The sequence below is a fragment of the Moraxella equi genome (assembly GCF_002027555.1).
Classification (GTDB): Bacteria; Pseudomonadota; Gammaproteobacteria; order Pseudomonadales; family Moraxellaceae; genus Moraxella; species Moraxella equi.
Genome location: NZ_MXAP01000084.1, coordinates 1 through 20,445, shown reverse-complemented (window position 1 = coordinate 20,445; position 20,445 = coordinate 1). Strand labels below are relative to the sequence as shown.

General features: G+C 43.4%; 25 protein-coding genes. 18 read left to right on the top strand and 7 right to left on the bottom strand.

Annotation, left to right across the window (positions count from 1 at the left end):
* Positions 1-166: 166 nt before the first annotated feature.
* Positions 167-1,282 carry an SMP-30/gluconolactonase/LRE family protein gene (locus tag B5J93_RS08745; protein ID WP_158080721.1) on the top strand — a complete coding sequence of 372 codons (1,116 nt, stop codon included), beginning with the start codon at positions 167-169 and terminating at the stop codon, positions 1,280-1,282.
* 170 nt (positions 1,283-1,452) lie between these two features.
* On the opposite strand, the gene B5J93_RS08740 is transcribed toward B5J93_RS08745, so the two are convergent.
* The gene (locus B5J93_RS08740; RefSeq protein ID WP_115237190.1) at positions 1,453-2,259 is read right to left on the bottom strand and encodes an MBL fold metallo-hydrolase; all 807 of its coding nucleotides are present in this window, start codon (positions 2,257-2,259) and stop codon (positions 1,453-1,455) included.
* 213 nt (positions 2,260-2,472) lie between these two features.
* Between B5J93_RS08740 and B5J93_RS08735 the strand changes: the two genes are divergently transcribed.
* From B5J93_RS08735 to B5J93_RS08705, 8 genes are all read left to right on the top strand, one after another.
* Positions 2,473-2,745 (top strand): WG repeat-containing protein, encoded by a 273-nt coding sequence (locus B5J93_RS08735; protein WP_158080720.1) that lies wholly within the window; start codon positions 2,473-2,475, stop codon positions 2,743-2,745.
* Positions 2,746-2,774: 29 nt separating this feature from the next.
* The gene (locus tag B5J93_RS08730; protein ID WP_158080719.1) at positions 2,775-3,221 is read left to right on the top strand and encodes a WG repeat-containing protein; all 447 of its coding nucleotides are present in this window, start codon (positions 2,775-2,777) and stop codon (positions 3,219-3,221) included.
* Positions 3,218-3,637, top strand: coding sequence for a DJ-1/PfpI family protein (locus B5J93_RS13815; protein ID WP_211278869.1), 420 nt, complete (start codon positions 3,218-3,220; stop codon positions 3,635-3,637). Before B5J93_RS08730 ends, B5J93_RS13815 begins: the two co-directional genes overlap by 4 nt.
* Before the next feature lie 84 nt (positions 3,638-3,721).
* Positions 3,722-4,171, top strand: coding sequence for a GlxA family transcriptional regulator (locus B5J93_RS13810; RefSeq protein WP_211278868.1), 450 nt, complete (start codon positions 3,722-3,724; stop codon positions 4,169-4,171).
* Positions 4,172-4,258: 87 nt separating this feature from the next.
* Positions 4,259-6,151 carry a DNA topoisomerase IV subunit B gene (gene parE, locus B5J93_RS08720; protein ID WP_079326038.1) on the top strand — a complete coding sequence of 631 codons (1,893 nt, stop codon included), beginning with the start codon at positions 4,259-4,261 and terminating at the stop codon, positions 6,149-6,151.
* On the top strand, positions 6,039-7,607 hold the full coding sequence (tilS, locus tag B5J93_RS08715; protein WP_079326037.1) for a tRNA lysidine(34) synthetase TilS: 1,569 nt from the start codon (positions 6,039-6,041) through the stop codon (positions 7,605-7,607). The genes parE and tilS overlap by 113 nt, the downstream gene beginning before the upstream one ends.
* A gap of 75 nt (positions 7,608-7,682) precedes the next feature.
* Positions 7,683-8,525: a pyrroline-5-carboxylate reductase gene (proC, locus tag B5J93_RS08710; protein WP_079326036.1), complete on the top strand. Its 843-nt coding sequence runs from the start codon at positions 7,683-7,685 to the stop codon at positions 8,523-8,525.
* 221 nt (positions 8,526-8,746) lie between these two features.
* Positions 8,747-9,244, top strand: a complete 498-nt coding sequence (locus tag B5J93_RS08705) for a YggT family protein (RefSeq protein WP_228144909.1) — start codon at positions 8,747-8,749, stop codon at positions 9,242-9,244.
* A gap of 290 nt (positions 9,245-9,534) precedes the next feature.
* Here the strand turns inward: B5J93_RS08705 and ribBA are convergent, their stop codons facing one another.
* The gene (ribBA, locus tag B5J93_RS08700) at positions 9,535-10,626 is read right to left on the bottom strand and encodes a bifunctional 3,4-dihydroxy-2-butanone-4-phosphate synthase/GTP cyclohydrolase II (RefSeq protein ID WP_079326034.1); all 1,092 of its coding nucleotides are present in this window, start codon (positions 10,624-10,626) and stop codon (positions 9,535-9,537) included.
* 225 nt (positions 10,627-10,851) lie between these two features.
* Here ribBA and xerD point away from each other — a divergent pair, with 225 nt between their 5' ends.
* Positions 10,852-11,805 carry a site-specific tyrosine recombinase XerD gene (gene xerD / locus B5J93_RS08695; RefSeq protein ID WP_079326043.1) on the top strand — a complete coding sequence of 318 codons (954 nt, stop codon included), beginning with the start codon at positions 10,852-10,854 and terminating at the stop codon, positions 11,803-11,805.
* Positions 11,806-11,837: 32 nt separating this feature from the next.
* On the opposite strand, the gene B5J93_RS08690 is transcribed toward xerD, so the two are convergent.
* From B5J93_RS08690 to B5J93_RS08680, 3 genes are read right to left on the bottom strand one after another with little or no spacing between them, the layout of a single operon-like run.
* Positions 11,838-12,281 carry a hypothetical protein gene (locus B5J93_RS08690; protein ID WP_079326033.1) on the bottom strand — a complete coding sequence of 148 codons (444 nt, stop codon included), beginning with the start codon at positions 12,279-12,281 and terminating at the stop codon, positions 11,838-11,840.
* Complete coding sequence (locus B5J93_RS08685) at positions 12,247-12,942, bottom strand: FRG domain-containing protein (protein ID WP_079326032.1); 696 nt, start codon at positions 12,940-12,942, stop codon at positions 12,247-12,249. The genes B5J93_RS08690 and B5J93_RS08685 overlap by 35 nt, the downstream gene beginning before the upstream one ends.
* Positions 12,939-14,228 (bottom strand): valine--pyruvate transaminase, encoded by a 1,290-nt coding sequence (locus B5J93_RS08680; RefSeq protein WP_079326031.1) that lies wholly within the window; start codon positions 14,226-14,228, stop codon positions 12,939-12,941. Before B5J93_RS08680 ends, B5J93_RS08685 begins: the two co-directional genes overlap by 4 nt.
* Positions 14,229-14,347: 119 nt before the next feature.
* Between B5J93_RS08680 and B5J93_RS08675 the strand changes: the two genes are divergently transcribed.
* The 3 genes from B5J93_RS08675 (at position 14,348) to B5J93_RS13800 (ending at position 16,509) form a co-directional block, all read left to right on the top strand.
* The gene (locus B5J93_RS08675) at positions 14,348-14,959 is read left to right on the top strand and encodes a class I SAM-dependent methyltransferase (RefSeq protein WP_079326030.1); all 612 of its coding nucleotides are present in this window, start codon (positions 14,348-14,350) and stop codon (positions 14,957-14,959) included.
* 201 nt (positions 14,960-15,160) lie between these two features.
* Complete coding sequence (dgt, locus tag B5J93_RS13805; RefSeq protein WP_211278867.1) at positions 15,161-15,814, top strand: dGTP triphosphohydrolase; 654 nt, start codon at positions 15,161-15,163, stop codon at positions 15,812-15,814.
* The gene (locus B5J93_RS13800; protein ID WP_211278866.1) at positions 15,805-16,509 is read left to right on the top strand and encodes a hypothetical protein; all 705 of its coding nucleotides are present in this window, start codon (positions 15,805-15,807) and stop codon (positions 16,507-16,509) included. Before dgt ends, B5J93_RS13800 begins: the two co-directional genes overlap by 10 nt.
* On the opposite strand, the gene B5J93_RS08665 is transcribed toward B5J93_RS13800, so the two are convergent.
* Positions 16,506-16,961: a type IV secretion protein Rhs gene (locus B5J93_RS08665; RefSeq protein ID WP_338065640.1), complete on the bottom strand. Its 456-nt coding sequence runs from the start codon at positions 16,959-16,961 to the stop codon at positions 16,506-16,508. The two genes, B5J93_RS13800 and B5J93_RS08665, sit on opposite strands and share 4 nt — an antisense overlap.
* 80 nt (positions 16,962-17,041) lie before the next feature.
* On the opposite strand from B5J93_RS08665, the gene B5J93_RS08660 reads away from it, so the two are divergent.
* Genes B5J93_RS08660 through B5J93_RS08645 form a run of 5 tightly spaced genes read left to right on the top strand, consistent with a single transcriptional unit; the run spans position 17,042 to position 20,144 of the window.
* Positions 17,042-17,803 (top strand): hypothetical protein, encoded by a 762-nt coding sequence (locus B5J93_RS08660; RefSeq protein ID WP_079326029.1) that lies wholly within the window; start codon positions 17,042-17,044, stop codon positions 17,801-17,803.
* Positions 17,782-19,053, top strand: coding sequence for a replication-associated recombination protein A (locus tag B5J93_RS08655; RefSeq protein WP_079326028.1), 1,272 nt, complete (start codon positions 17,782-17,784; stop codon positions 19,051-19,053). Before B5J93_RS08660 ends, B5J93_RS08655 begins: the two co-directional genes overlap by 22 nt.
* Complete coding sequence (locus B5J93_RS13545) at positions 19,040-19,198, top strand: hypothetical protein (RefSeq protein WP_158080717.1); 159 nt, start codon at positions 19,040-19,042, stop codon at positions 19,196-19,198. The genes B5J93_RS08655 and B5J93_RS13545 overlap by 14 nt, the downstream gene beginning before the upstream one ends.
* Positions 19,182-19,514 carry a hypothetical protein gene (locus B5J93_RS08650; RefSeq protein ID WP_079326027.1) on the top strand — a complete coding sequence of 111 codons (333 nt, stop codon included), beginning with the start codon at positions 19,182-19,184 and terminating at the stop codon, positions 19,512-19,514. The genes B5J93_RS13545 and B5J93_RS08650 overlap by 17 nt, the downstream gene beginning before the upstream one ends.
* Before the next feature lie 9 nt (positions 19,515-19,523).
* Positions 19,524-20,144: an HI_0552 family protein gene (locus B5J93_RS08645; protein ID WP_079326026.1), complete on the top strand. Its 621-nt coding sequence runs from the start codon at positions 19,524-19,526 to the stop codon at positions 20,142-20,144.
* On the opposite strand, the gene B5J93_RS08640 is transcribed toward B5J93_RS08645, so the two are convergent.
* Positions 20,141-20,445, bottom strand: a 305-nt coding sequence (locus B5J93_RS08640; RefSeq protein WP_211278865.1) for a hypothetical protein, incomplete at its 5' end; no start/stop codon positions are given. The genes B5J93_RS08645 and B5J93_RS08640 overlap by 4 nt on opposite strands.

Here is a 20,445-nt window from a genome sequence, read left to right as displayed (position 1 = left end):
AGTTAGTTTGATGATTCAAGGGCAAAATAACTTTCAGCCAGCCTGAAAATGGATTTTTTAAATAACCTTTCCAAAAACGAAAACCAACTTCCCATTTTTAACCATTCAAATTTTAAAAATTAAATCTTATAATACGCCCATTCCATTTATTTTAAAGAGAAAAATGATGAAAACATTCGCCAGCACCGCCCTTGCCCTAACCCTTGCCACTTTGGGCGTGGCGTGTACGCCAATCAACCAAGCCATTCACAGCACGCCAAGCACCCAAACAACAAACATCAGCACGGCAAACATCAGCACCGCCAAAGAAGTCGCTCAATTAAGCTATATTGAAAACCTAAAAAGCCCCGAAGATTTGGTGCAAATTCCCAATTCCAAATGGATTATCGCAAGCGGTATGACCCACCACAGCGGTTTGTATTTGATTGACAGTCAAAGCAAAACCACCGCTCGCCTGATTGCCCCCAAAGCGTCCGCCCCGTCTGCGGAGTTTAAAAACAGCCAGCCACAACCGCACGCCGATGAAATGCAAATTCACGGTTTGAGCATTCGTGCGATTGGCGGTGGCAAGTCGCTTTTGTATGCGGTCAATCACAACGGTTTTGACAAAAATATTGCCCGTGAAACCATTGAAATTTTTGAAGTCAATGCCAACACCGCCGCACCGAGCATTACTTGGCTTGGCAATGTGCCAATGCCCAAAGATGACAAGGGCAGATATTTGGCAGGCAACAGCGTGGTATCAGGGGCGGACGGGGCGATTTACACCACCGTGATGATGCACCCCCACAACACGCTTGAAGATATGTTTGCAGGCAAAACCACAGGGGCGGTCTATCGCTGGACACCGACCACACAAAAATTTGAAAAATTGCAAGGCACGGAATTTAACGGCAACAACGGCATTGAACTCTCCAAAGACGGCAAATTTATCTATGTCGCCCATATGAAAAAGTTAAGCAAATTAACCAACACCAACCCCGCCAAAGTAGTCGCCACCAGCGAGCTTAATTATGGCGTATTTGACAATCTGCATTGGGCGGGCGATAAGCTGATTACCGCAGGGTCTCGCACCCAAAATTGTGGCGAGACAATGACTTATGATTGTTTAAAAGATTTTCACATTACCACGATTAACCCCAATAATTTAGCAATCACGCCTTTGTATCAAGGCAAATACAGCAAAGATTTTAGTGGCGTTTCTACCGTGTTGCCTGTGGGTAAGACTTATTATTTGGGGTCGTTTTATCGGGATAAAATGGCGTATTTTGAGAGCAAATGAGTGGATTGAGCAAACAAAATCGATACACAACTTACCCAAACATCGGTAGGGGCAAATTGCAATTTACCCTTGTAAAGCGCATCAATTGACCACAAAAAACACTACTTATTTATAAGCGGTGTTTTTTGTGCGTTATTTAAGCTTAATCACTTCCCCGTCTTTTGGAATGCTTAATCGGCAATTTTTTCACCAATCACAAATTTTGCCATGTCTTCACGGCTAACGGCGGTATGATTGACCGTGTCCATATGCACGGTGATTATTTTGGCGTTCGGGGCGATTTGCGTGGCTTTTAGCACATCTTCCACGCCCATAATAATGCTGTCGGACAAGCCGTTAATGCGAGCAAAACCTGTATTCATGACCAAAAATTCTGGCTGATATTTGTGCAAGGCTTTATTCACATCAGCCGTCCACACCGTATCTCCCATAATGTAGGTAGTTTTGTGTCCGTCTTTTTTGATGACTACGCCCATTGCTTCGCCCAAAAGCTGTGCCATTTGTGGATTGGAGTACATTTGTTCTGTACCGTGTGAACCACCTGTTTTATGGAGTTCCACCCCATTAAACACCGATTTTTCGCGCAAAACTTGTACATTTTTAAAGCCTTGCGAGCGGATAAGTTTGGCATCGCTTTCATTTTGTACAAAAATCGGCAAATGCTTGGGAATGGATTTTTGAGCAGCTTCGTCCCAATGGTCTTCGTGGGTATGGGTTACGATAACTGCATCTACACCTTTTAAAGTCTCATTGGTAGACATCGGCAAGTCAATCAAAGGCATACGCAAATGACTGTTAAAAGTGCCTTCAAAGCCTGCCATCGCTTCTTTTTTGGCAAAAAATGGGTCTATCAAAAAGGTTTGTCCTGCATACTCAATTTTGGCGGTAGCATTACGAATGTGCTGATAACTGTCAAGGGCAAAAGCTGATAAGCTCATTGTTAAGGCAAGAGCGGTAAGGGTAAGTTTTTTTAGCATTTTAAAGCTCCAATACGGTTAAGATTGGTGCGTATTTTAAAGAATTTGGGGCTGTGCTAAAATAGGCAATATTGCCAATCAACACAAGGATTTTGCCATTTTTATTTTGATGTGAAAGTTGGTATAATAAATCCATATTTTTTTCACATAGGGAACAAAATGAAATTTCCATCTCTTAAAAAAATCCCCTATTTTTTGGCAATGGTATCGCCTTTGTTATTTTCACAAAATAGCCACGCTGATACTTGCAAACGACCACCAAACAAACACAAGTTTGATTATATTTCTTGTCCTTATGAGGGGTTTTCGCGTGCTGAAAAGGGCGAAAAATCAGGATTTGTGGATTTATCTGGCAATCTTGTCATTCCATTGATTTATGATGATGCAAATTTATTTAGCGATGGTTTGGCGAAAGTTGAAAAAGATGGAAAAACTTTTTTATCAATTATCAAGGCGATATTGTCATTCAAATTCCCAATAACATAGAAGTGATTAGTGAATTTAAAGAAGGATTTGTGGTTGTTAAGAAAAATTCTAAAATTGGCTTTATGGATAAAGCGGGTCAAATTGCCATTGATTTTCAATATGATAATGCGTCAGATTTTAGAGAAGGTTTGGCGGTTGTTGTGATGGATAATAAAAGCGGATTTATTGATAAAACAGGAATATTGGTGATTCCATTTCATTATGATGAAACCACTAAATTTTTTAATGGCATTGCCAGTGTAAGAATTGGCAATCAATGGGGGGCAATCAATGCCAAAGGCGAGCTTGTTATTCCGATGATTTATGATTTTATTAGCGATTTTAAAGACAGTGAAACAACGGACGCCAAATTAAATGGCGAATGGATTAAAATTGACAAACAAGGCAATATTATCAAAGACAATACAGAATTGCAAAATTTTGACCAAGGTATTCGTCATCGAAAAATTCTTGAAATCTTGAATAAAAAGCAATGATTTTTAGCAACCAACCGCCAAAACTCACCCTTTACGCTCAAAACGGCTGTAACGATTTTGTTTTTAATATTCCCTTTTCACTATTTCAAGCCACTTATCAAGGGCAAAAGCTGTTTGATTTTGCGGTGTGTAGCGACAATGGCAAGGCGATTTTTAGCGAATTTGGGGCAAAAATTGCGGCAGGTGGCGATTTGTCGCTATTGGATATGGCGGACATCATTGTGATTAGTGGCTTTGTCGGCGATGTACCAAATACCAAACTCTGCCAAAAATTACAAACCGCCCACGCACAGGGCAAAAAAATCATTGGGCTGTGTTATGGCACTTTTGTGCTTGCTTTTGCTGATATTTTGCAGGGCAAAACAGTGGTAACCCATTGGGCAGGCGAGCGAGCATTTAAAGAAAAATTCCCATAAATTCAATTAGATAGCAATCGGCTTTATATTGATGACGGCAATATTTTGACATCGGTAGGGGCGTTTGCGGGCTTGGATTGTTGCTTGTATTTTATTCGTACGCTGTATGGGGCGAAGATTGCCAATGAGCTTGCCAGACATTTGGTTTCCGCACCACACCGAGAAGGCGGTCAAGCCCAGTTTAATGCCATCAGCCCGATTAGCCACGCCAAAGACGAAAAAATCAATGAGTTATTGCAATTTTTAAGCGACAATTTGGCGGATAATCATAAATTGGACGATTTGGCAAACAGGATGCATTTGTCCAAAAGAAGTTTTAACCGCTATTTTAAAACCGCCACGCAAATGACTTTGAGCCAGTGGCTGACCGCCAAGCGTTTGGCAAAAGTGCAAGACTATTTGGAAAGCACGGATTTGCCGATTGAAATCATCGCAGATAAGACAGGTTTTGGCACGGCAAGCAATTTGCGAATGCAATTTAAGGCGCGTTTTGGTGTCAGTCCGCAAAGTTTTAGGAAGAGTTTTGGGGGCTAGCTGACTGGTAAGAATTTTAATCATCAAATTTAAATATCTGCCAAAATCGGTTACAATACTTTAATTTTATCGATTCATAAAAGCACAATGACCAAATACACCACCCAAAACCTAGAAGTCCTAGAAGGGCTAGAACCTGTTCGCCGTCGCCCTGGTATGTACACCGACACCACACGCCCCAACCACCTTGCCCAAGAGGTGATTGACAACTCGGTGGACGAGGCGTTGGCAGGGCACGCCAAGCACATTACCGTTACCCTGCACGCTGACGGCTCGCTGTCGGTGCTTGATGACGGACGGGGTATGCCGACCGACATTCACCCTGAATTTAATCAGTCGGGCGTGGAGCTTATCTTGACACGCCTGCACGCAGGGGGCAAGTTTAGCACGGACAATTATGCCATTAGTGGCGGTCTGCATGGTGTGGGTATCAGCGTGGTCAATGCCTTATCCAAGCGTGTGGACGTGGTGGTGTGGCGAGACGGCACGCAGCATCAGATGAGTTTTGAGAATGGCGTACCGACAACGCCTTTGACAAGCGAGCCGTCCCCTAGTAAGAAAAAACGTGGCACACAGGTGCGATTTTGGGTAGATGAGCAGTATTTTGACAATCCCAAATTCTCAATTAAATCTTTAAAACACAACCTAAAAGCCAAGGCTGTGCTATCAGCAGGGCTAAAAATTGACTTTGTGAGTGAGCCCGAACCGTCCGACAGCGCAAGCTGGCAATACACAGACGGCGTGGTGCAGTATCTCACCGAGCAGCTTGGCGAGCTTGCCATTATCCCTGATAAGCCATTTTATTTTAGTCAAGAGCCGACAGGGGGCGAACGTGGTGGGGCGACTTTTGCCATAGCGTGGCTACCTGAATCAGGCACGCCCATCACGGAAAGCTATGTAAACCTAATCCCCACCGCACAAGGCGGTACGCACGTCAATGGGCTACGCACGGGCATTACGGACGCACTGCGTGAGTTTTGTGAAATTCATAGTATGTTGCCCAGAAACGTCCGCCTAACTGCCGATGACGTGTGGGACGGGGTCAATTATATCTTGTCCTTAAAATTTGCCGAGCCACAGTTTAGTGGTCAAACCAAAGAACGCCTATCAAGCCGTGAAGCGTCCCCACTCGTGCAGACCTTTGCCAAAGACGCATTTAGTCTGTGGCTAAACGCCCACCCCGACACCGCCAAAGCCATTGCCGAGCTTGCCATTAGTAAAGCTGGCAAACGGCTCAAATCCGCCCAAAAAGTCGCCCGCAAAAAAATCACCCAAGGCCCTGCCTTACCGGGGAAACTAGCCGATTGTAAGGGCGAATTTAAGGACGGAGCGGAGCTGTTTTTGGTGGAGGGCGACAGTGCAGGCGGGTCTGCCAAACAAGCTCGAGACCGCCATTTTCAGGCGATACTGCCCCTGCGTGGCAAAATCCTAAACACATGGGAGGTTTCACACGACACCGTATTATCTAGCCAAGAGATACACGACATTGCCATTGCCATAGGCGTAGACCCAGCGTCTGATGACTTATCAGAATTACGCTATGACAAAATCTGTATCCTAGCGGACGCAGACTCGGACGGCTTACACATTGCCACGCTAATTTGTGCGTTGTTTGTCAAGCATTTTCGTTCGCTTGTGGAAGCAGGGCATTTGTTTGTCGCCATGCCCCCACTATATCGCATTGACATTGGCAAGGACGTGCATTATGCCTTGGACGATGATGAATTAAACGCCATTTTGAAAAAAACCAAATCCAAAGGCAAACCGCAAATCACCCGCTTTAAGGGCTTGGGCGAGATGAACCCCGACCATTTGCGTGAGACGACCATGAACCCTGATACTCGACGTTTGGTACAGCTTGACATTGATGATTTTACTTCGACAAGTAGCGTTATGGACATGCTTTTGGCAAAGAAACGAGCGTCCGACCGCAAGGCGTGGCTGGAAAGTAAGGGTGATTTGGCGGATTTGGCGGTGTAAGATGACCGCTTGCCCCATTTTGTCCGCCTTGTCCGCCCTAAATGACGTGCCTTATCCTTTATATGTGGCGTGTAGTGGTGGGCGAGACTCGCTCGCTCTGGCGTATGGCTGTTATCTGTTGTATCAGCAGGGTAGATTGGACAGGCTACCCACGCTACTGCACGTTCATCACGGCATACAACAGGCAAATGACGACTGGGCGAGACTGGTGGGAGCGTGGGCAGACGAGCATGGATTTGACTGGCGAATTTTGCCCTTAACCCTTACCAAAAAAACCGAAACATCGGCACGCACGGCCCGTTATCAAGCACTCATGGGGGCGATGGTGGACGATGGCGTGCTATTGGTGGCTCATCATGCCGATGACCAAGCCGAGACGGTGCTTATGCGACTGGTTAATGGAGTAGGCGTGCAGGGCTTATCAGGCATGAGAGCATGGAGCACCAAAACCGTACAAGGGCGGACAATGAACCTACATCGCCCCTTGCTCGGTGTATCTCGGCAAGAGATTACCGCATTTGCCCACGCCCACGCCTTGCCCTATGTGGACGACCCGACCAATGAGACGACCGACAATGCTCGCAGTCTTATCCGTAACGACATCCTGCCACGCCTAACTGCCCTAAACCCAAAAGTCCGCCAAAACATCGCTCGCACCGCTCATCTTATGAATGACGCTCACGCACTCATCAGTGAAACGGTGTTTGAGTTGGTTAAAAAATGCATCCTTGCCACGCCCCACACGCCTTTTGTGGGCTGTTTGGACATTTACGCATTACGCCTGCTCTCAGCACATGAGCGGTCGGCGGTGGTGCGGTTTTTTGTGCAAGCGGATAATCCCTTACCGCCCAGTTATCAGACCGTCAGCGATACCCTAGCATTGACCGCTCGTGATGATGGCGACCATAGTACAGAGATTTTTTGGCAAGGTGGTGATGGCGATGACGTGGGTGGTAATGGCAGGTCGGTGGTGTTGTGCCGTTATAAAAATACCCTATACCGCTATCATCATGAGCTGTTTGTGTTATTACAAGATGAGATGAGCGATGATAAAATCGCCCTAAATTCATCTAAAATTATCCTAAAACAAAATACCAAACTTGCCATTTTTATGGATTTTCATGATGGTTTGCGTGAGTTGTTGATGGATAAATCAGCTTATATTCAGCCTGTGAGCCGTGATGAGCGGTTGCGGATTTATGAGCCGTATGTGGATAAGGATGGCAAAACCCAAATCGGCTTTACCAAACTTGGCGGTAAAAAACTCTACCAACGCCTAAGCATTCCCACATGGCACCGTGCCAATCTGTGGGGGCTGTATGTTCATGATGAGATGGTACTTGTGATGAGTATGGATAAGTGGTGGCTGACTGACAGTGCTATGTTTTACGCCTTGCGTGGGGTGTTTGATGATGGGCGGTGGGGGCGGACGTTGCTTGTGGTGGATAGGACATGAAATTTTTGCACAATTAGGGCATTTCATGTAAAATGGCGGATTGGTTAGAATTTTAAAGGGTAATGGCAGGGCAACATGACGGACTTTCACGCATTACAAGACAAAACAGTGGTATTCATCGGTGGCGGTAACATGGCAGGGGCGATGATTGGGGGGTTATTGACCTCCAAACGTTGCCATGATTTAACCTTAACTGTTGGCGTGTCGGACAAAAATGCCGATAAACGAGAGCGGTTCGCCAGTCAAGGCGTATTGACCGCCACGCCTGACACCGCCCATGAGCTAATAACAAAGGCGGACGTGGTAGTGCTTGCTATCAAGCCCCAAGTGCTGATGGATGTTGCTCCAAGCCTTGCCCCATATTTGGCGGACAAGCTCGTCTTGTCGGTGCTGGCAGGCGTGCCATGCGCGACACTCCAACGAGCCTTAGGCTGTGGGCGTGTGGTGCGTGCCATGCCAAACCTACCGTCTGCGGTGGGTGCAGGGGCGACAGGGCTGTATGCCGACAAGACGGCAAGCCCGTCCGATAAGGATGTGTGCGAGACAGTCATGGCGAGCTGTGGCGTGGCGGTGTGGGTGGACGATGAGACCAAACTGCACGCTGTTACGGCGGTGGCGGGCTCTGCTCCTGCGTACTTTTTTTATATGCTAGAACACATGACCGCCCAAGCGGTAGAGATGGGGCTCGTTGCCGATGACGCTCATCGTTTGGCGGTGCAGAGCATGATAGGGGCAGGACTACTTGCCAAAGATGGCGACCCACAGGCACTGCGTATGAGCGTAACATCAAAAGGCGGAACGACCGCACAGGCGTTGGCTTCGTTGGAGCGTGATGGCGTGGGCGGTGCGTTTGGGCGGGCGATGGTGGCGTGTTATGACAGAAGTGTGGAGCTGGGTGCGTTATTTGATGATAAATGATTGAAATTTATTGATAAATTAACCAAAACAGTGCGTATCATACACCCGACAATTTATACCGTTTTTTTAAAAATAATTGTCCAAAAATTAACCCCATAATGATTTACCCACATCATTTTAACAATGACTGATGATAGAAACTACCACTTATGAATGAACCGATTACCATTATTTTTAATGTCGTTGTCAATTTTGCCTTAATCATTTGTTTTTTAAGGTTTATGTTTCAGTTCGCTGAGATTGACCCCAAGCACCCTTATGCCAAAGTTACCTACATGCTCTCGGCAGTGGTTACGCTGTTTGGGCGGATTTTTCCTGATTTGGGTAAGGGGCGATTTAGTACATCGGCGGTGGTGCTGATGCTACTTTTGACCTTTATCAAGATTGCAGGCATGGCGAGTATTTTGGGTAAGCCCATGACCCCGCTTGTACTGTTTTTTAGTGGCAGTTTGACGGCGATACTCTCGCTCATTGATATGTTTCAGTATATCGTGTTTGCGTCGGTCATTCTAAGCTGGGTCATCATGCTGTTTCAGGTCATGCATCCACTCATGGAGCTTATCATGCAGATGGCAGAGCCGATTGTCGCCCCATTTCGCAAAATCACGCCCAATCTGGGCATGCTTGACTTTTCGACATTGGTTGCCATTTTGGTGTTGGCACTTTTGGAGATGGGCATTCGCATTGTGGGCGGTAATATCTTGTCGGCATTGGTTTGATGGATGTTATGTGAGATAAATCAGATAAAGTAAAAATAAAAAATCGGATAATAACTTATCCGATTTTTTTGTTATTTTAAACCAATAGGGTGTACCTGCTTGTATTTGCAATGAAAAATGTGAAAAATCGCCCGTTTTTCAAGGAAAAAGTGAAGTTTGATGGTCATTCTATCAAACAAGCTTTTTCCTTCGAGCCACAAGATTTAGCCATTTTTCATGCAAAAACATTATTTTATTTCCAAAATATTTCTATGTTGTAAATAGTGTTATAAAGGGCAGGCACGCCCTAATCAACGTGGCACAACTTCCACGATATTCAAATCAAAGCCCGACACGTTAAATTTGGCAGAGCTTGATAGAAGTCGCATGTCTTTGACGCCAAGCTGTTTTAGGATTTGGGCTCCAACACCGATACTGCGATAAGGCTCGCTACTTTCGTGTACGCTGACATTGGCTTGGCATTTATCCAACACACCGCTGACATCGACAGCACGCCCTGAGTCAATCCACACGAACACGCCTTGCTCGCTTTGCCCGATTTGAGCCAGTGCTGAGCGAATGTCCCAACTGTGCTTGCTGTCAGTGTGCCCAAACAGGTCTTTTAGGGGGTTTAGGGCATGGACTCGCACGGTCGCCACGCCACGGCTTGGGTCGCCTTTGACTAGGGCGATGTGGATCTCATCCGCCCCATATTCTCTAAAACGGTAGAGTTTGAACGCCCCAAATTCACTGGCAAAGTCCCGCTCATCGATTACTTCCACGGTCTGCTCGTTGGTCATGCGATAGTGGATAAGGTCGGCGATGGTGCCGATTTTAAGCCCATGTTCTTTGGCAAAGAGTTCTAAGTCATCACGACGTGCCATCTCGCCATCAGGCTTGATAATCTCACAAATCACCGCCGCAGGTTCAAGCCCTGCAAGGCGTGCTAGGTCGCAGCCTGCTTCGGTATGACCTGCCCTATGTAGCACGCCGCCTTGTTTTGCCATGATGGGGAAGATATGCCCAGGTTGGACGATGTCGGTGGGTTTGGCAAAGGGGGCGACGGCTGCCTGCACGGTTCTGGCACGGTCGGCGGCGGATATGCCTGTGGTTACGCCCTCGCTAGCTTCGATGGATAGGGTAAAGTTGGTGCTAAACTTCGCCCCGTTTTTGTCGCTCATTAGGGGCAGTTCAAGCTGACGGCAACGGGCTTCGGATAGAGTCAAACACACCAGCCCACGAGCGTGAGTAATCATAAAGTTGATGTCGGACGGCTTGACATGAACCGCTGCCATGACGATGTCGCCTTCGTTCTCACGGTCTTCATCGTCCATTAAGATGACCATTTTGCCTGCTTTGATGTCGGCAATGATTTCTTCTGCGGTGTTTAGGGTGCTTGCCATAAGGGTGCCTATTTGTGTTAAAAATTTAATAGGCTACATGGGGGCGGATTTGGGGGATTAAAGGCAGATGATGTAAAATTTTAAAAACAGTCAAGCCTTATTTATCTTTAAAATTTTTTTTAAAATGCACATTGCATGATAAAAGACAGTCACGCCACCCAAAAACCATTTAATCATCCCCCAAAGTTTGTTACAATACCCCCAATATCAGCACCGTATCCGACCATGAGCAAAACCCGAGCCACCAAGCCCCGCCTGCCGTCCTTGACGACCACCGACACCGACCCAGAATATCTGACCGAATTTCGCATTAACATGCTCGCTCGGGGACTTGCCACACGCACCCGTAACGCTTACATTCGTGATTTGCGTACTTGCATGGCAAGCAGTGAGCGAGCATTGCCTGATTGGCAAGAGACGGACGTAGCAGGGTGCTTGGTGTATCTACAAAACCAAGGCAAATCGCCACGCACGCAGGCGAGAATGCTCGCAAGTTTACGCCAGTTTTTCTTATGGCAGGTGGGAGATGGGGTGCGTGATGACAACCCCTGTGAGAACATCAAAAACCCCAAAGCCGACAAACCCCTGCCCAAGACCCTATCCGAAGACGACATCACCAGACTGCTTGGCACGCCTGACTTAGCGACGATATTAGGATTGCGTGATAAAGCCATGCTCGAAGTCATGTATGCCTGTGGTCTGCGTGTATCAGAGCTGGTCAATCTGTCGCTCGATGAGCTAAACCTAAACGCAGGCTGGCTCCAAGTGACAGGTAAGGGTGGAAAGACTCGCCTGATTCCGCTTGGCGAATACGCCCACAACGCTCTACAAAGCTATCTTGTCCGCCGTTATGAACTGACCGCTGGCAAAAGCGGTAAGGTCGGCACAAAGGGCGGTGACTGCCAAGCGGTGTTTTTGACCGAGCAGGGGGGGTATATGACCCGCCATAACTTTTGGCATTTGATTAAAAAATACGCTCTCTTGGCGGGTATCAAAACCGACATCTCACCGCACACGCTTCGCCATGCTTTTGCCACGCACCTGCTCAACCACGGGGCGGATTTGCGTAGCGTTCAGCTTTTGCTCGGGCATAGCGACCTATCCACCACGCAGATTTATACCCATGTTGCCACGGCACGTCTGCAAGCCTTGCACGAAGAGCATCATCCTAGGGGGTAATTCTCATTATCGCTCCACCTTTCAATAGATGATTATTTATTCTTGGTGGATTTATCTTTGTGACGTTCAATAATATATCTTGCTTGGCTATCTAATTCAGGAAATAAAGTCTGATGACTGATACCGAAAGAACTCAGTTGTTCTAAAATACCTTGTTTTGATTGAGCGTCAATAATTAGTCTTTTCTCTTTTGTTGCAATCCAATTTTCGTCCATGATAGCCTGTTCTTCCTTACTTTCTTGAATGCCAAAAATTAAGAAACCACCTTGTTGGCGGACAATCCTAGGATTATTTGCTCTTGGTTTTACTAGAATGACTTTTTCCAAATCATGACGATTAATTATTGGTAAAAAATAGGGCTTATCGTTGCGAACGTCATTTAATAATCTAACAATATGCTCTTGATTGTTGAATGTCTTTGTAATTATTGGATTAATTATCTTATCTCTTTGAATCAGGTAGTTTGCCAATTTCATAAACAAGATTTTGCATTTCGTCATATAGGTCTCTCCGCCCTCTGTCAGATTCTAAGAATTCTGCAATATCTTTTTCATTTTTTAAATATAATGCTTGTTCTCTTTTAGAAAAATATTTAGAGATGGTAGATATTTCATTTAAATTAAAGTCATTATTTTGTAAAGACAGAGCAGATAAAATGGCAACTGTATCGCTATCATGATATTTTAGTGTATCATTCGGAATGTCAAAAATGATAACTTCGCCATCTTTTAAATCATCATCGATTATATTATCCACTTGACAATCTTTACATTGGATATTCCTCTGATTTATGCCGTTGTTTTGATTAACCGCAAAATACAGACCAACCAATGCACTATATGAAACATCCAACAACCGTGTCGGATACCCGTAGTGTTGCATTCTTACCAATTTATCAAAAAAGGTATCATGCGGAGAGAAATACTCCGCACATTCAGTAAGTACATCTCGTATGATTAAATGCTCACCTTTAATCAATTCTTTTTTGTCAGTCTCTTTGTTTTTCCTATAAATACTTGGTTCTATATCATAAGTTTTATCAGGATGACCACGAAAAAACCGTGTGTACCCACCATGTTTCGTCTCGGGTAGACTGTTAATAAAATCTTGAATGCTCTTTATTTTAATTTCAGTCATAGATAAACCCCCCGAACCACCTCCCCAATCGCCTCTATCCCCTTCTCCAAAACATCATCAGGTTGGGCGATACTCATGCGAATACATTCATGAGCATGACGATAATCAGATGTATCAATTCCCACAAAAAAATGCTCACTGGGAATAATCAGCGTGCCCTTTTCTTTTAGCATTTCATATAAAATTTGCGTGCTAATCGGTAAATTTTCAAACCAAATCCACAAAAATATCGCCCCTTCTGGCTTATGGATTTTGACTTGGGGGAAATCTTTAAATTCTTGTTTTAATAAGTCAATGGCGGTATGGGCTTGCTTTAAATAAAACGGGCGAATCTCTTGTAATGATAAATCATTGATTTTGTCATTGTTGATAAGTGGCGTAACAATGCTCGCCCCAAAGCGACACGGAGCAAGATTGACAATGGCATTTAGGCTACTGATTGCCTTGATAATCTCGGGTTTGGCAATGACAATGCCTGTCCGCACGCCAGCCAGCCCCACTTTTGATAAACTAAAACACAAAATGATATTGTCATGCCACACCAAATTCGCCTTGGTGTGGATAATGTTAGGAAACGGCATTCCGTAGGCATTATCAATAATCAAGGGAATGTTGTGTGTTTGGGCGATGTTATCAAGTCGTGCCATTTCATCATCGGTTAAAACATTGCCTGTGGGATTGGTCGGGCGAGAACAGCAAATTGCCCCAATTTGCTTATTTTTTAATGCGTCCAAATTTTCTAGGGCGTCAAAATCCACTTTATATTTAAAAAAGCCATCTTGATTGTCATAATCGCACAGCTCAATCTTGGGCTTTATGCCAATAAAATGCTTGCCATCAATATGAGCGTCCGCATAGCCGATATATTCAGGGGCAAGTGGCAACAAAATGGACTTATCGCCATCATCAAACGCCCCACCGAACAGATTAAACAAATAGAAAAAGGCGTTTTGCGAACCGTTGGTTAGGGCAATGTTGTCCTTGGTAATGCCCCAATCATAATGGCGATTAAAAAAGTCCACCAACGCCGTGATAAATTTGCCATCGCCCTGCGGATTGGAATAATTGCTGGCACATTCTAAGGCAACACTGTCCGCCCCATCGCCTTGTATGCTGTCTTTGAGCATTTGTAGGTACACGTCATTGACCGAAGCGATATTGGCAGGGTTGCCACCGCCTAACATATTGACAGGTTTGTCGCTGTTTAGGGCGTTCCCCAAATCGTCCATAAGTTGTAATATGCCACTGTTTTGGGTGAATTTTTTGCCAAATTTTGAAATGTTCATGCCAATTATCCAAATAAAAATACCATTGTAACATTTTTGGCAAAAGCTGTCTGCTCATATCGCTATGGTATGCGTGGGGGGATTGGGGTATAATAAACTTTTGATTTTAGAGAAAACCCATGACAAACCAAACCACCTTAGCCGAACTCCAAACAAAAGCCAAACAATGGCGACAAGACATCACCTTTACCCAAGACGTGCTTGGTAAGCCCTTTACCTTTCATACCACTTGGGGGATTTTTAGCCCAGAAAAGCTTGATGACGGTAGCCTTATGCTCCTTGATTATATTGATTTTAAGGCTCGTGATAATTCCATTGACTTAGGCTGTGGCTATGGCGTGCTTGGCATGACGGCAGGACGTGAATGCCCAAACGGTCAGCATATTTTGATTGATAAAGACTTTGTGGCAGTAGAATATGCCCGCTTAAATTGCCAAAAAAACGGCTTGACTAATACTCACGTTCAGCTCTCCAATGGCTTTTATCATGTGGATAAAGACAAAAAATTTAGCCTTGTCATGAGCAACCTACCTGCCAAGGCAAGTAAAGAACAACATTATCTGTACCTGCTAGACGCTTATGAACGCATGGAAGTGGGCGGACGGTTTTATGTCGTTACCATTAACGGACTTCGGGATTTTATGAAACGCTCATTTAATGAAGTCTTTGGCAATGCTGATAAAATCAAACAAGGCAAAACGTATACGGTTACGCTTGCGGTGAAGGAATGATTTAAATGAAATTTACAACAAAAGACATATTTTTATTATGTAAAAAATAATAACCCAAAAATAATGGGTAATATGAATTTTGTTGGTTTGAATGATACCATTTGGCAAAAAATTTAATGAATGATTTATCCATTGAACAAATTAGCCAAACGGCAATGGAATATCGTAAAATACACCAACCCAATTAAGGAAAATGGGACAATGATAACCCCCAACCAAAAATGGCAATCTTTACTCTGTGCTGACCGTCTATGGATTGAAAATGGCGAAATTTGTGAAATGCGTGGCGAGCATTCGCCCATTCGTAGCCAATTTCATACTGATTATGACCGTGTGGTGTTTTCATCGTCCTTTCGCAAATTGGGGCGAAAAACCCAAGTCCACCCCCTTGCCAAGTCCGACCACACCCACAACCGCCTAACCCACAGCGTAGAAGTGGCAAGCGTTGGGCGAAGTTTGGGCAACAGCGTGGGCGTCAGCCTAGCAGAAAAAGGGTTGTTGCCAGGCAACATCAGCCTACAAGACATCGGCACGCTGGTGCAGGTGGCGTGCTTGGCGCACGATTTGGGCAATCCGCCGTTTGGGCATACAGGCGAAGATGCCTTGCGAGAGTGGTTTTTTAAAAATTCTCATTATTTACAAGGACTTAGCGACAAAGAACGGGCGGACTTGACCACTTATGAAGGCAACGCCCACAGCCTAAGAATTGTCGCCAATCTTGAAATGTACCAAAACGCAGGCGGAATGCGATTGACCTGTGCCAGTCTTGGGACTTTGCTTAAATATCCGTGGGGAAGTTTTGATATAAAGAGTCCCAAGTCAAATTTAACATTTACGGGTCGGAAATGCCCCTAATCCGTGCCGTTACCGAGCGGTTAGGATTAAAACAACTTGGTGATGACAAATGGGCAAGACACCCTTTGTCGTATTTGATGGAGTCGGCGGACGACATTTGTTATGCGATTTTGGACTTAGAAGATGCGGTGGAGCTTGAACTCATTGACGCTGATAAATTTGGCGAGATTTTAAGTATTTTATTGCAAGACGATTTTTACAAATACCAAAAAATCCCAAACCTAGCCCAGCGTATCGGTGCAATGCGTGGCAAGGCGATTGGGCTTGCTATTGATGAAGTCAAAGAGCGGTTTTTGGCGTATCACGATGAGCTTTTGGCAGGGGAATTTGCCCATAAGGATTTGCTTGGCGTGTGCGACAATCGTGTCAAGGACTGCTTACAAAACGCCAAAGAACTGGCTCGCCAAAAAATCTACAAACACCCAAGCAAACTTGCCATTGAAGTGGCAAGTTTTGGCTGTCTTGGGGCGATTTTGGATTTGGTTGTGCCAGCCATTCACGCCAAACTCACAGGGCAAGACTTGGGCGTTAAGCATACGCTGATACTAGAACTTTTGGGCAATGAATACCAAATTAAGGACAATCAATCCTTATATCAAGGCTATCTGACCGCCCTTGATTTTGTGGGTGGATTAACCGACAACTCCGCAGGGCGACTGGCTCGGGAATTGTCTGGGGTGGGGATTGATGGTTAGGCGTGTGAAGTTTGTAAAAACGGCACACATTCACGCCACGCCGTACAATCTTTACCCAACTCCCTTTGAATATAAAAATCTTCCACCATTTTGGCTTGTTGTTCTATGCCGTATTTAAAAAATGATTTGCCTTTTTTAAATTTATAACGGTATTTTCGGTTAAATATCGCTCGTCTTACCACCGCCATTCCTTGCTGAATTTGCCAAACGTGGGTCAGCTCGTGCACAAGCCACGCCCGCAGGTGCAAAGGCTGATTGCTAAAATCATCACAAAAATCGTCCTGATGAAAATACACCCAACCATTGGGCGACACCGCATAGCTCCTTAGCACCCACCAAGCTGTCGTCAGGCGAATGTCATCAAGGGCAAGCGAGTCGCCAAACACCGAACGAGCCATTTGGCGTTCGCCGTCTGTAAGTGGGCGGATTGGGCAGGTTTTTAATTTCATCATTTTTAAAAAAAGTGTATAATGAGGTATTTTAGCAAAGTTTATTTCTTTATACCAACCATTTAAAATTAGAAACTTGATAGATGTTAAAAAATACCCCAACCATTTGCCCACACCCAAGCTGTCATAAAGTGCTTGATGATGTGATTTATCATCAAGGGATTATTTTTTGCCCACATTGCCAAACAAGTTTGTTGGTTAATCCCTTTTTGCCAGAATTAGAAAAGATGACTTTTTGGCAATTTTCACAACGCTTTATCAAAAATCAATGGAAACTGTATGCAGTTTTTAGTATTATTATTATGGGATTGTTTGTTGGGCTTATTGAATTGATTGCCAATTTTGATAACATTCATTTTAGTGCCGAACTTTGGATAACTTTTTCTGTATTGTTGTGTATGTTAATTGTCATTAGCATTTATAAATTTGAAAAAAATTTACAAAATTATCATTATTATAAATTAAAAAGTAAGCCTATTTTAAAAGGTGTAGATACTTACGATTTGGTTAAAAATGATTTTTATATCTCGGTTGCTTTGGAAGATTTAAAGGTAAAATTTAATACATTTGCCCCTTGTTGTCAACATTGCCATTCGCAAAGACTTCATCAAAAAATTGATAAATTTTATTGCCAAAATTGTCATCATCAATTTATGATAAATCCAAAATTAAACAATGTCAATACCTATAATCTTGTTATTACCTATATTTTGATGTTTGTTGTAATAAGACATTTTGACAGTTTTTATTTGATATTATTATTTATTCCCTTATTATTTTTGGTTAATTTAATTTCTCAATATTACTGGTGCAAAACCCCAAAATGGCAACTTCAATCCCCCTAGCCGAACGCATTCGCCCAAAAGCCCTTGACGACATCATCGGACAGTCTCATTTATTGGGAGAGAACGCCCCTATTTCCAAAATGGTAGCCGAAGGTTATTTGCCGTCTATGATTTTGCACGGCAATGCAGGCATTGGCAAAACAACACTGGCAAGTTTATTAGCCAATAGCGTGGGGCGAGAATTTCGCCCCTTATCCGCCATCAATAGCGGTGTCAAAGAATTAAGAAAAATACTTACGCCAAGTGACGGTTTATTTGCCACGCCCCCTGTGGTATTTGTTGATGAAATTCATCGTTTTAATAAAGCCCAGCAGGACGCATTATTGGGAGCAGTAGAAAGTGGGCAAATTACCCTAATTGGGGCGACCACCGAAAATCCATCATTTAGTGTCAATAATGCTTTATTGTCCCGTTGCCAAGTTTATAAATTAGAACCTTTATCTGATAATGAGATTTTTCAAATTATCAAACGGGCGATTACCATTGACGAACAATTAAAAAAACTACCGATTGTCTTAAATGACATTTCGCCCATTTATGGGTTAGCACAAGGGGACGCAAGACGTGCATTAAATCTATTAGAGCTTGCGATTTATGCTTATCAAGGCGAGCCAATTATTATTGATTTTGACAGTATCAGTAAAGTCGCAGGACAAACGCTCGTCCGCTATGACAAAGACGGCGATATGCATTATGACATCATTTCCGCCTTTATTAAATCGGTGCGTGGTTCTGACCCTGACGCGTCTATTTATTGGCTTGCCAGAATGCTTGTCGCAGGCGAAGACCCTGCTTTTATTGCAAGGCGTTTGGTCATATTAGCGAGCGAAGACATTGGGCTTGCCAATCCCAATGCCCTATTACTTGCCGATACCGCTTTACGAAGTGTCAAAGAAATCGGAATGCCCGAAGCAAGAATTATTCTGGGGCAAGTGGCGATTTATTTGGCGACATCGCCAAAATCCAATGAAAGTTATAAAGCAATTAACAAAGCCATAGAATTTGCCAAAACGGACAATTCGCCTGTGCCATTGCATTTGCGAAATGGTGTAACCACTTTGATGAAATCGCAAGGCTATGGTGTGGATTATATTTATCCGCACGATTATCCCAATCATTATTATCCCCAAAATTATTTGCCTGATAATTTAATAGGAATGCAGTTTTATGAGTTTGGCGATAATCAAAAAGAGCAAAGTAGTTTTAATTTTTTAAATTGGTTAAAGGGAAGTGTGAATGAAAATAGATAAAAGCACTTATGTCATTTGGGCGATTTTATTGCCACTATCATTGTTGTTGCATTATGATACCTATAAGGGTTGGATTGCTCTTTTAGTGCTTGGGATTTGTTTGCTTTTTATGAATATTTTGGAAAACTATGTCAAAAAAAAATAAAAAATTACAAGACGAACAATTTAATATTTTATTTGCCATTATTATCGTCGTAACAATACTTTTAACACCAAGATTATCGTATTATTTAGCTCAATATTTTGTTGCCAAAAACCGAAGTAAAATTTGTGGGATTGTCAGTCAAATTAACAAACCATCTTGGGGTCATAATACTTTTAATTTAGAAAATAATGCAAGTAATTTTAAATTAAATATTTATGATAATTTAGCCATTGGCGATAAAGTTTGTGTTACCTATAATACCAATGAAAAATGGTATGGCTATGCTTATGTGTTTAAACTTGATAAACAACCTTAATTATTTATTATGCTAAAATCCACCCACGCCGATATTTTAAATAAACCTTATGCTCAAATTAAAGACTTAAAACTATATTGCCCAGATGACTTAGAAAATATTAAACACAATCATAAAACCACTTGGCAAGTTTTTAAAGCCTTTAATTTAAAAGTTTATCAAAATTTACCAATGAACTTTGCCAAACCACACATTGAGAATTGGTGCAATGGCTGGGAAATTAGACGGCACTTTTTTGCTTATTATAAATATGATAGCTATCTTGGTAATGCTCCGATTATTGCCCTTATTTTAAATCGGCAAAGGTTGGTTATTTGTTTAACTTGGCATTCTTATAAGGCAAACAGTTCAAACAGCACATTGGAGCAGTTTAATAACTGGATAAATGAGATTGATTGGGCGGAGTTTGATAACTTTTATTTTTGGCATAGCCGTGTTAGTGAATATGGCGATTTTAAACAAGCTCATGAATTTGATGATGAAAAAGTGGAGCTAAATGCAGGCGAATTTTATCGCTTGGGCAAATTTATAGACAAAGACAAGCTGGATGATTTTAGCGATGATGAGCTTGCAGAGTGGGTCGGTCAGACGATTGAGCGGTTAGGCAGAGTGTATGAGTGGTGTCATTAGAGCGTGATGTCATCAAAGAATTTGGCAAAATGCCGATTGACGATAAATAATGCCAAGCCTTCTATCACAAACAATAATGTCATGATTTTAAAGATGAAATTACCAAATTCATTGCCATGTCGTGCCAAATAAGTGCGGCTGTTGTGGTTGGCAGTCTCAGAAAATTCCCAAAATCCCAAAAAATAAATCAACGCCACAACCATAAACAGCCAAAAATAAGACGCTTGACTGGGATTTTCTACTGCTTGGGTTTGTAAGGTGTGACGGTAATGCTTTTTTGTCTTAAACATACAATCCAACC

Bases quoted from the DNA above. Each gene is read 5' to 3' on its own strand.
- B5J93_RS08705 (WP_228144909.1), top strand. From the start codon at position 8,747: ATGTTTCAGTTCGCTGAGATTGACCCCAAGCACCCTTATGCCAAAGTT.
- B5J93_RS13545 (WP_158080717.1), top strand. From the start codon at position 19,040: ATGAAAATAGATAAAAGCACTTATGTCATTTGGGCGATTTTATTGCCA.
- parE (WP_079326038.1), top strand. From the start codon at position 4,259: ATGACCAAATACACCACCCAAAACCTAGAAGTCCTAGAAGGGCTAGAA.
- B5J93_RS08745 (WP_158080721.1), top strand. From the start codon at position 167: ATGAAAACATTCGCCAGCACCGCCCTTGCCCTAACCCTTGCCACTTTG.
- B5J93_RS13800 (WP_211278866.1), top strand. From the start codon at position 15,805: ATGCCCCTAATCCGTGCCGTTACCGAGCGGTTAGGATTAAAACAACTT.
- B5J93_RS08645 (WP_079326026.1), top strand. From the start codon at position 19,524: ATGCTAAAATCCACCCACGCCGATATTTTAAATAAACCTTATGCTCAA.
- B5J93_RS08655 (WP_079326028.1), top strand. From the start codon at position 17,782: ATGGCAACTTCAATCCCCCTAGCCGAACGCATTCGCCCAAAAGCCCTT.
- B5J93_RS08740 (WP_115237190.1), bottom strand. From the start codon at position 2,259: ATGCTAAAAAAACTTACCCTTACCGCTCTTGCCTTAACAATGAGCTTA.
- xerD (WP_079326043.1), top strand. From the start codon at position 10,852: ATGAGCAAAACCCGAGCCACCAAGCCCCGCCTGCCGTCCTTGACGACC.
- B5J93_RS08650 (WP_079326027.1), top strand. From the start codon at position 19,182: ATGTCAAAAAAAAATAAAAAATTACAAGACGAACAATTTAATATTTTA.
- B5J93_RS08685 (WP_079326032.1), bottom strand. From the start codon at position 12,942: ATGACTGAAATTAAAATAAAGAGCATTCAAGATTTTATTAACAGTCTA.
- ribBA (WP_079326034.1), bottom strand. From the start codon at position 10,626: ATGGCAAGCACCCTAAACACCGCAGAAGAAATCATTGCCGACATCAAA.
- B5J93_RS08660 (WP_079326029.1), top strand. From the start codon at position 17,042: ATGTTAAAAAATACCCCAACCATTTGCCCACACCCAAGCTGTCATAAA.
- dgt (WP_211278867.1), top strand. From the start codon at position 15,161: ATGATAACCCCCAACCAAAAATGGCAATCTTTACTCTGTGCTGACCGT.
- B5J93_RS08675 (WP_079326030.1), top strand. From the start codon at position 14,348: ATGACAAACCAAACCACCTTAGCCGAACTCCAAACAAAAGCCAAACAA.
- proC (WP_079326036.1), top strand. From the start codon at position 7,683: ATGACGGACTTTCACGCATTACAAGACAAAACAGTGGTATTCATCGGT.
- tilS (WP_079326037.1), top strand. From the start codon at position 6,039: ATGATTTTACTTCGACAAGTAGCGTTATGGACATGCTTTTGGCAAAGA.
- B5J93_RS13815 (WP_211278869.1), top strand. From the start codon at position 3,218: ATGATTTTTAGCAACCAACCGCCAAAACTCACCCTTTACGCTCAAAAC.
- B5J93_RS08665 (WP_338065640.1), bottom strand. From the start codon at position 16,961: ATGATGAAATTAAAAACCTGCCCAATCCGCCCACTTACAGACGGCGAA.
- B5J93_RS08680 (WP_079326031.1), bottom strand. From the start codon at position 14,228: ATGAACATTTCAAAATTTGGCAAAAAATTCACCCAAAACAGTGGCATA.
- B5J93_RS08690 (WP_079326033.1), bottom strand. From the start codon at position 12,281: ATGAAATTGGCAAACTACCTGATTCAAAGAGATAAGATAATTAATCCA.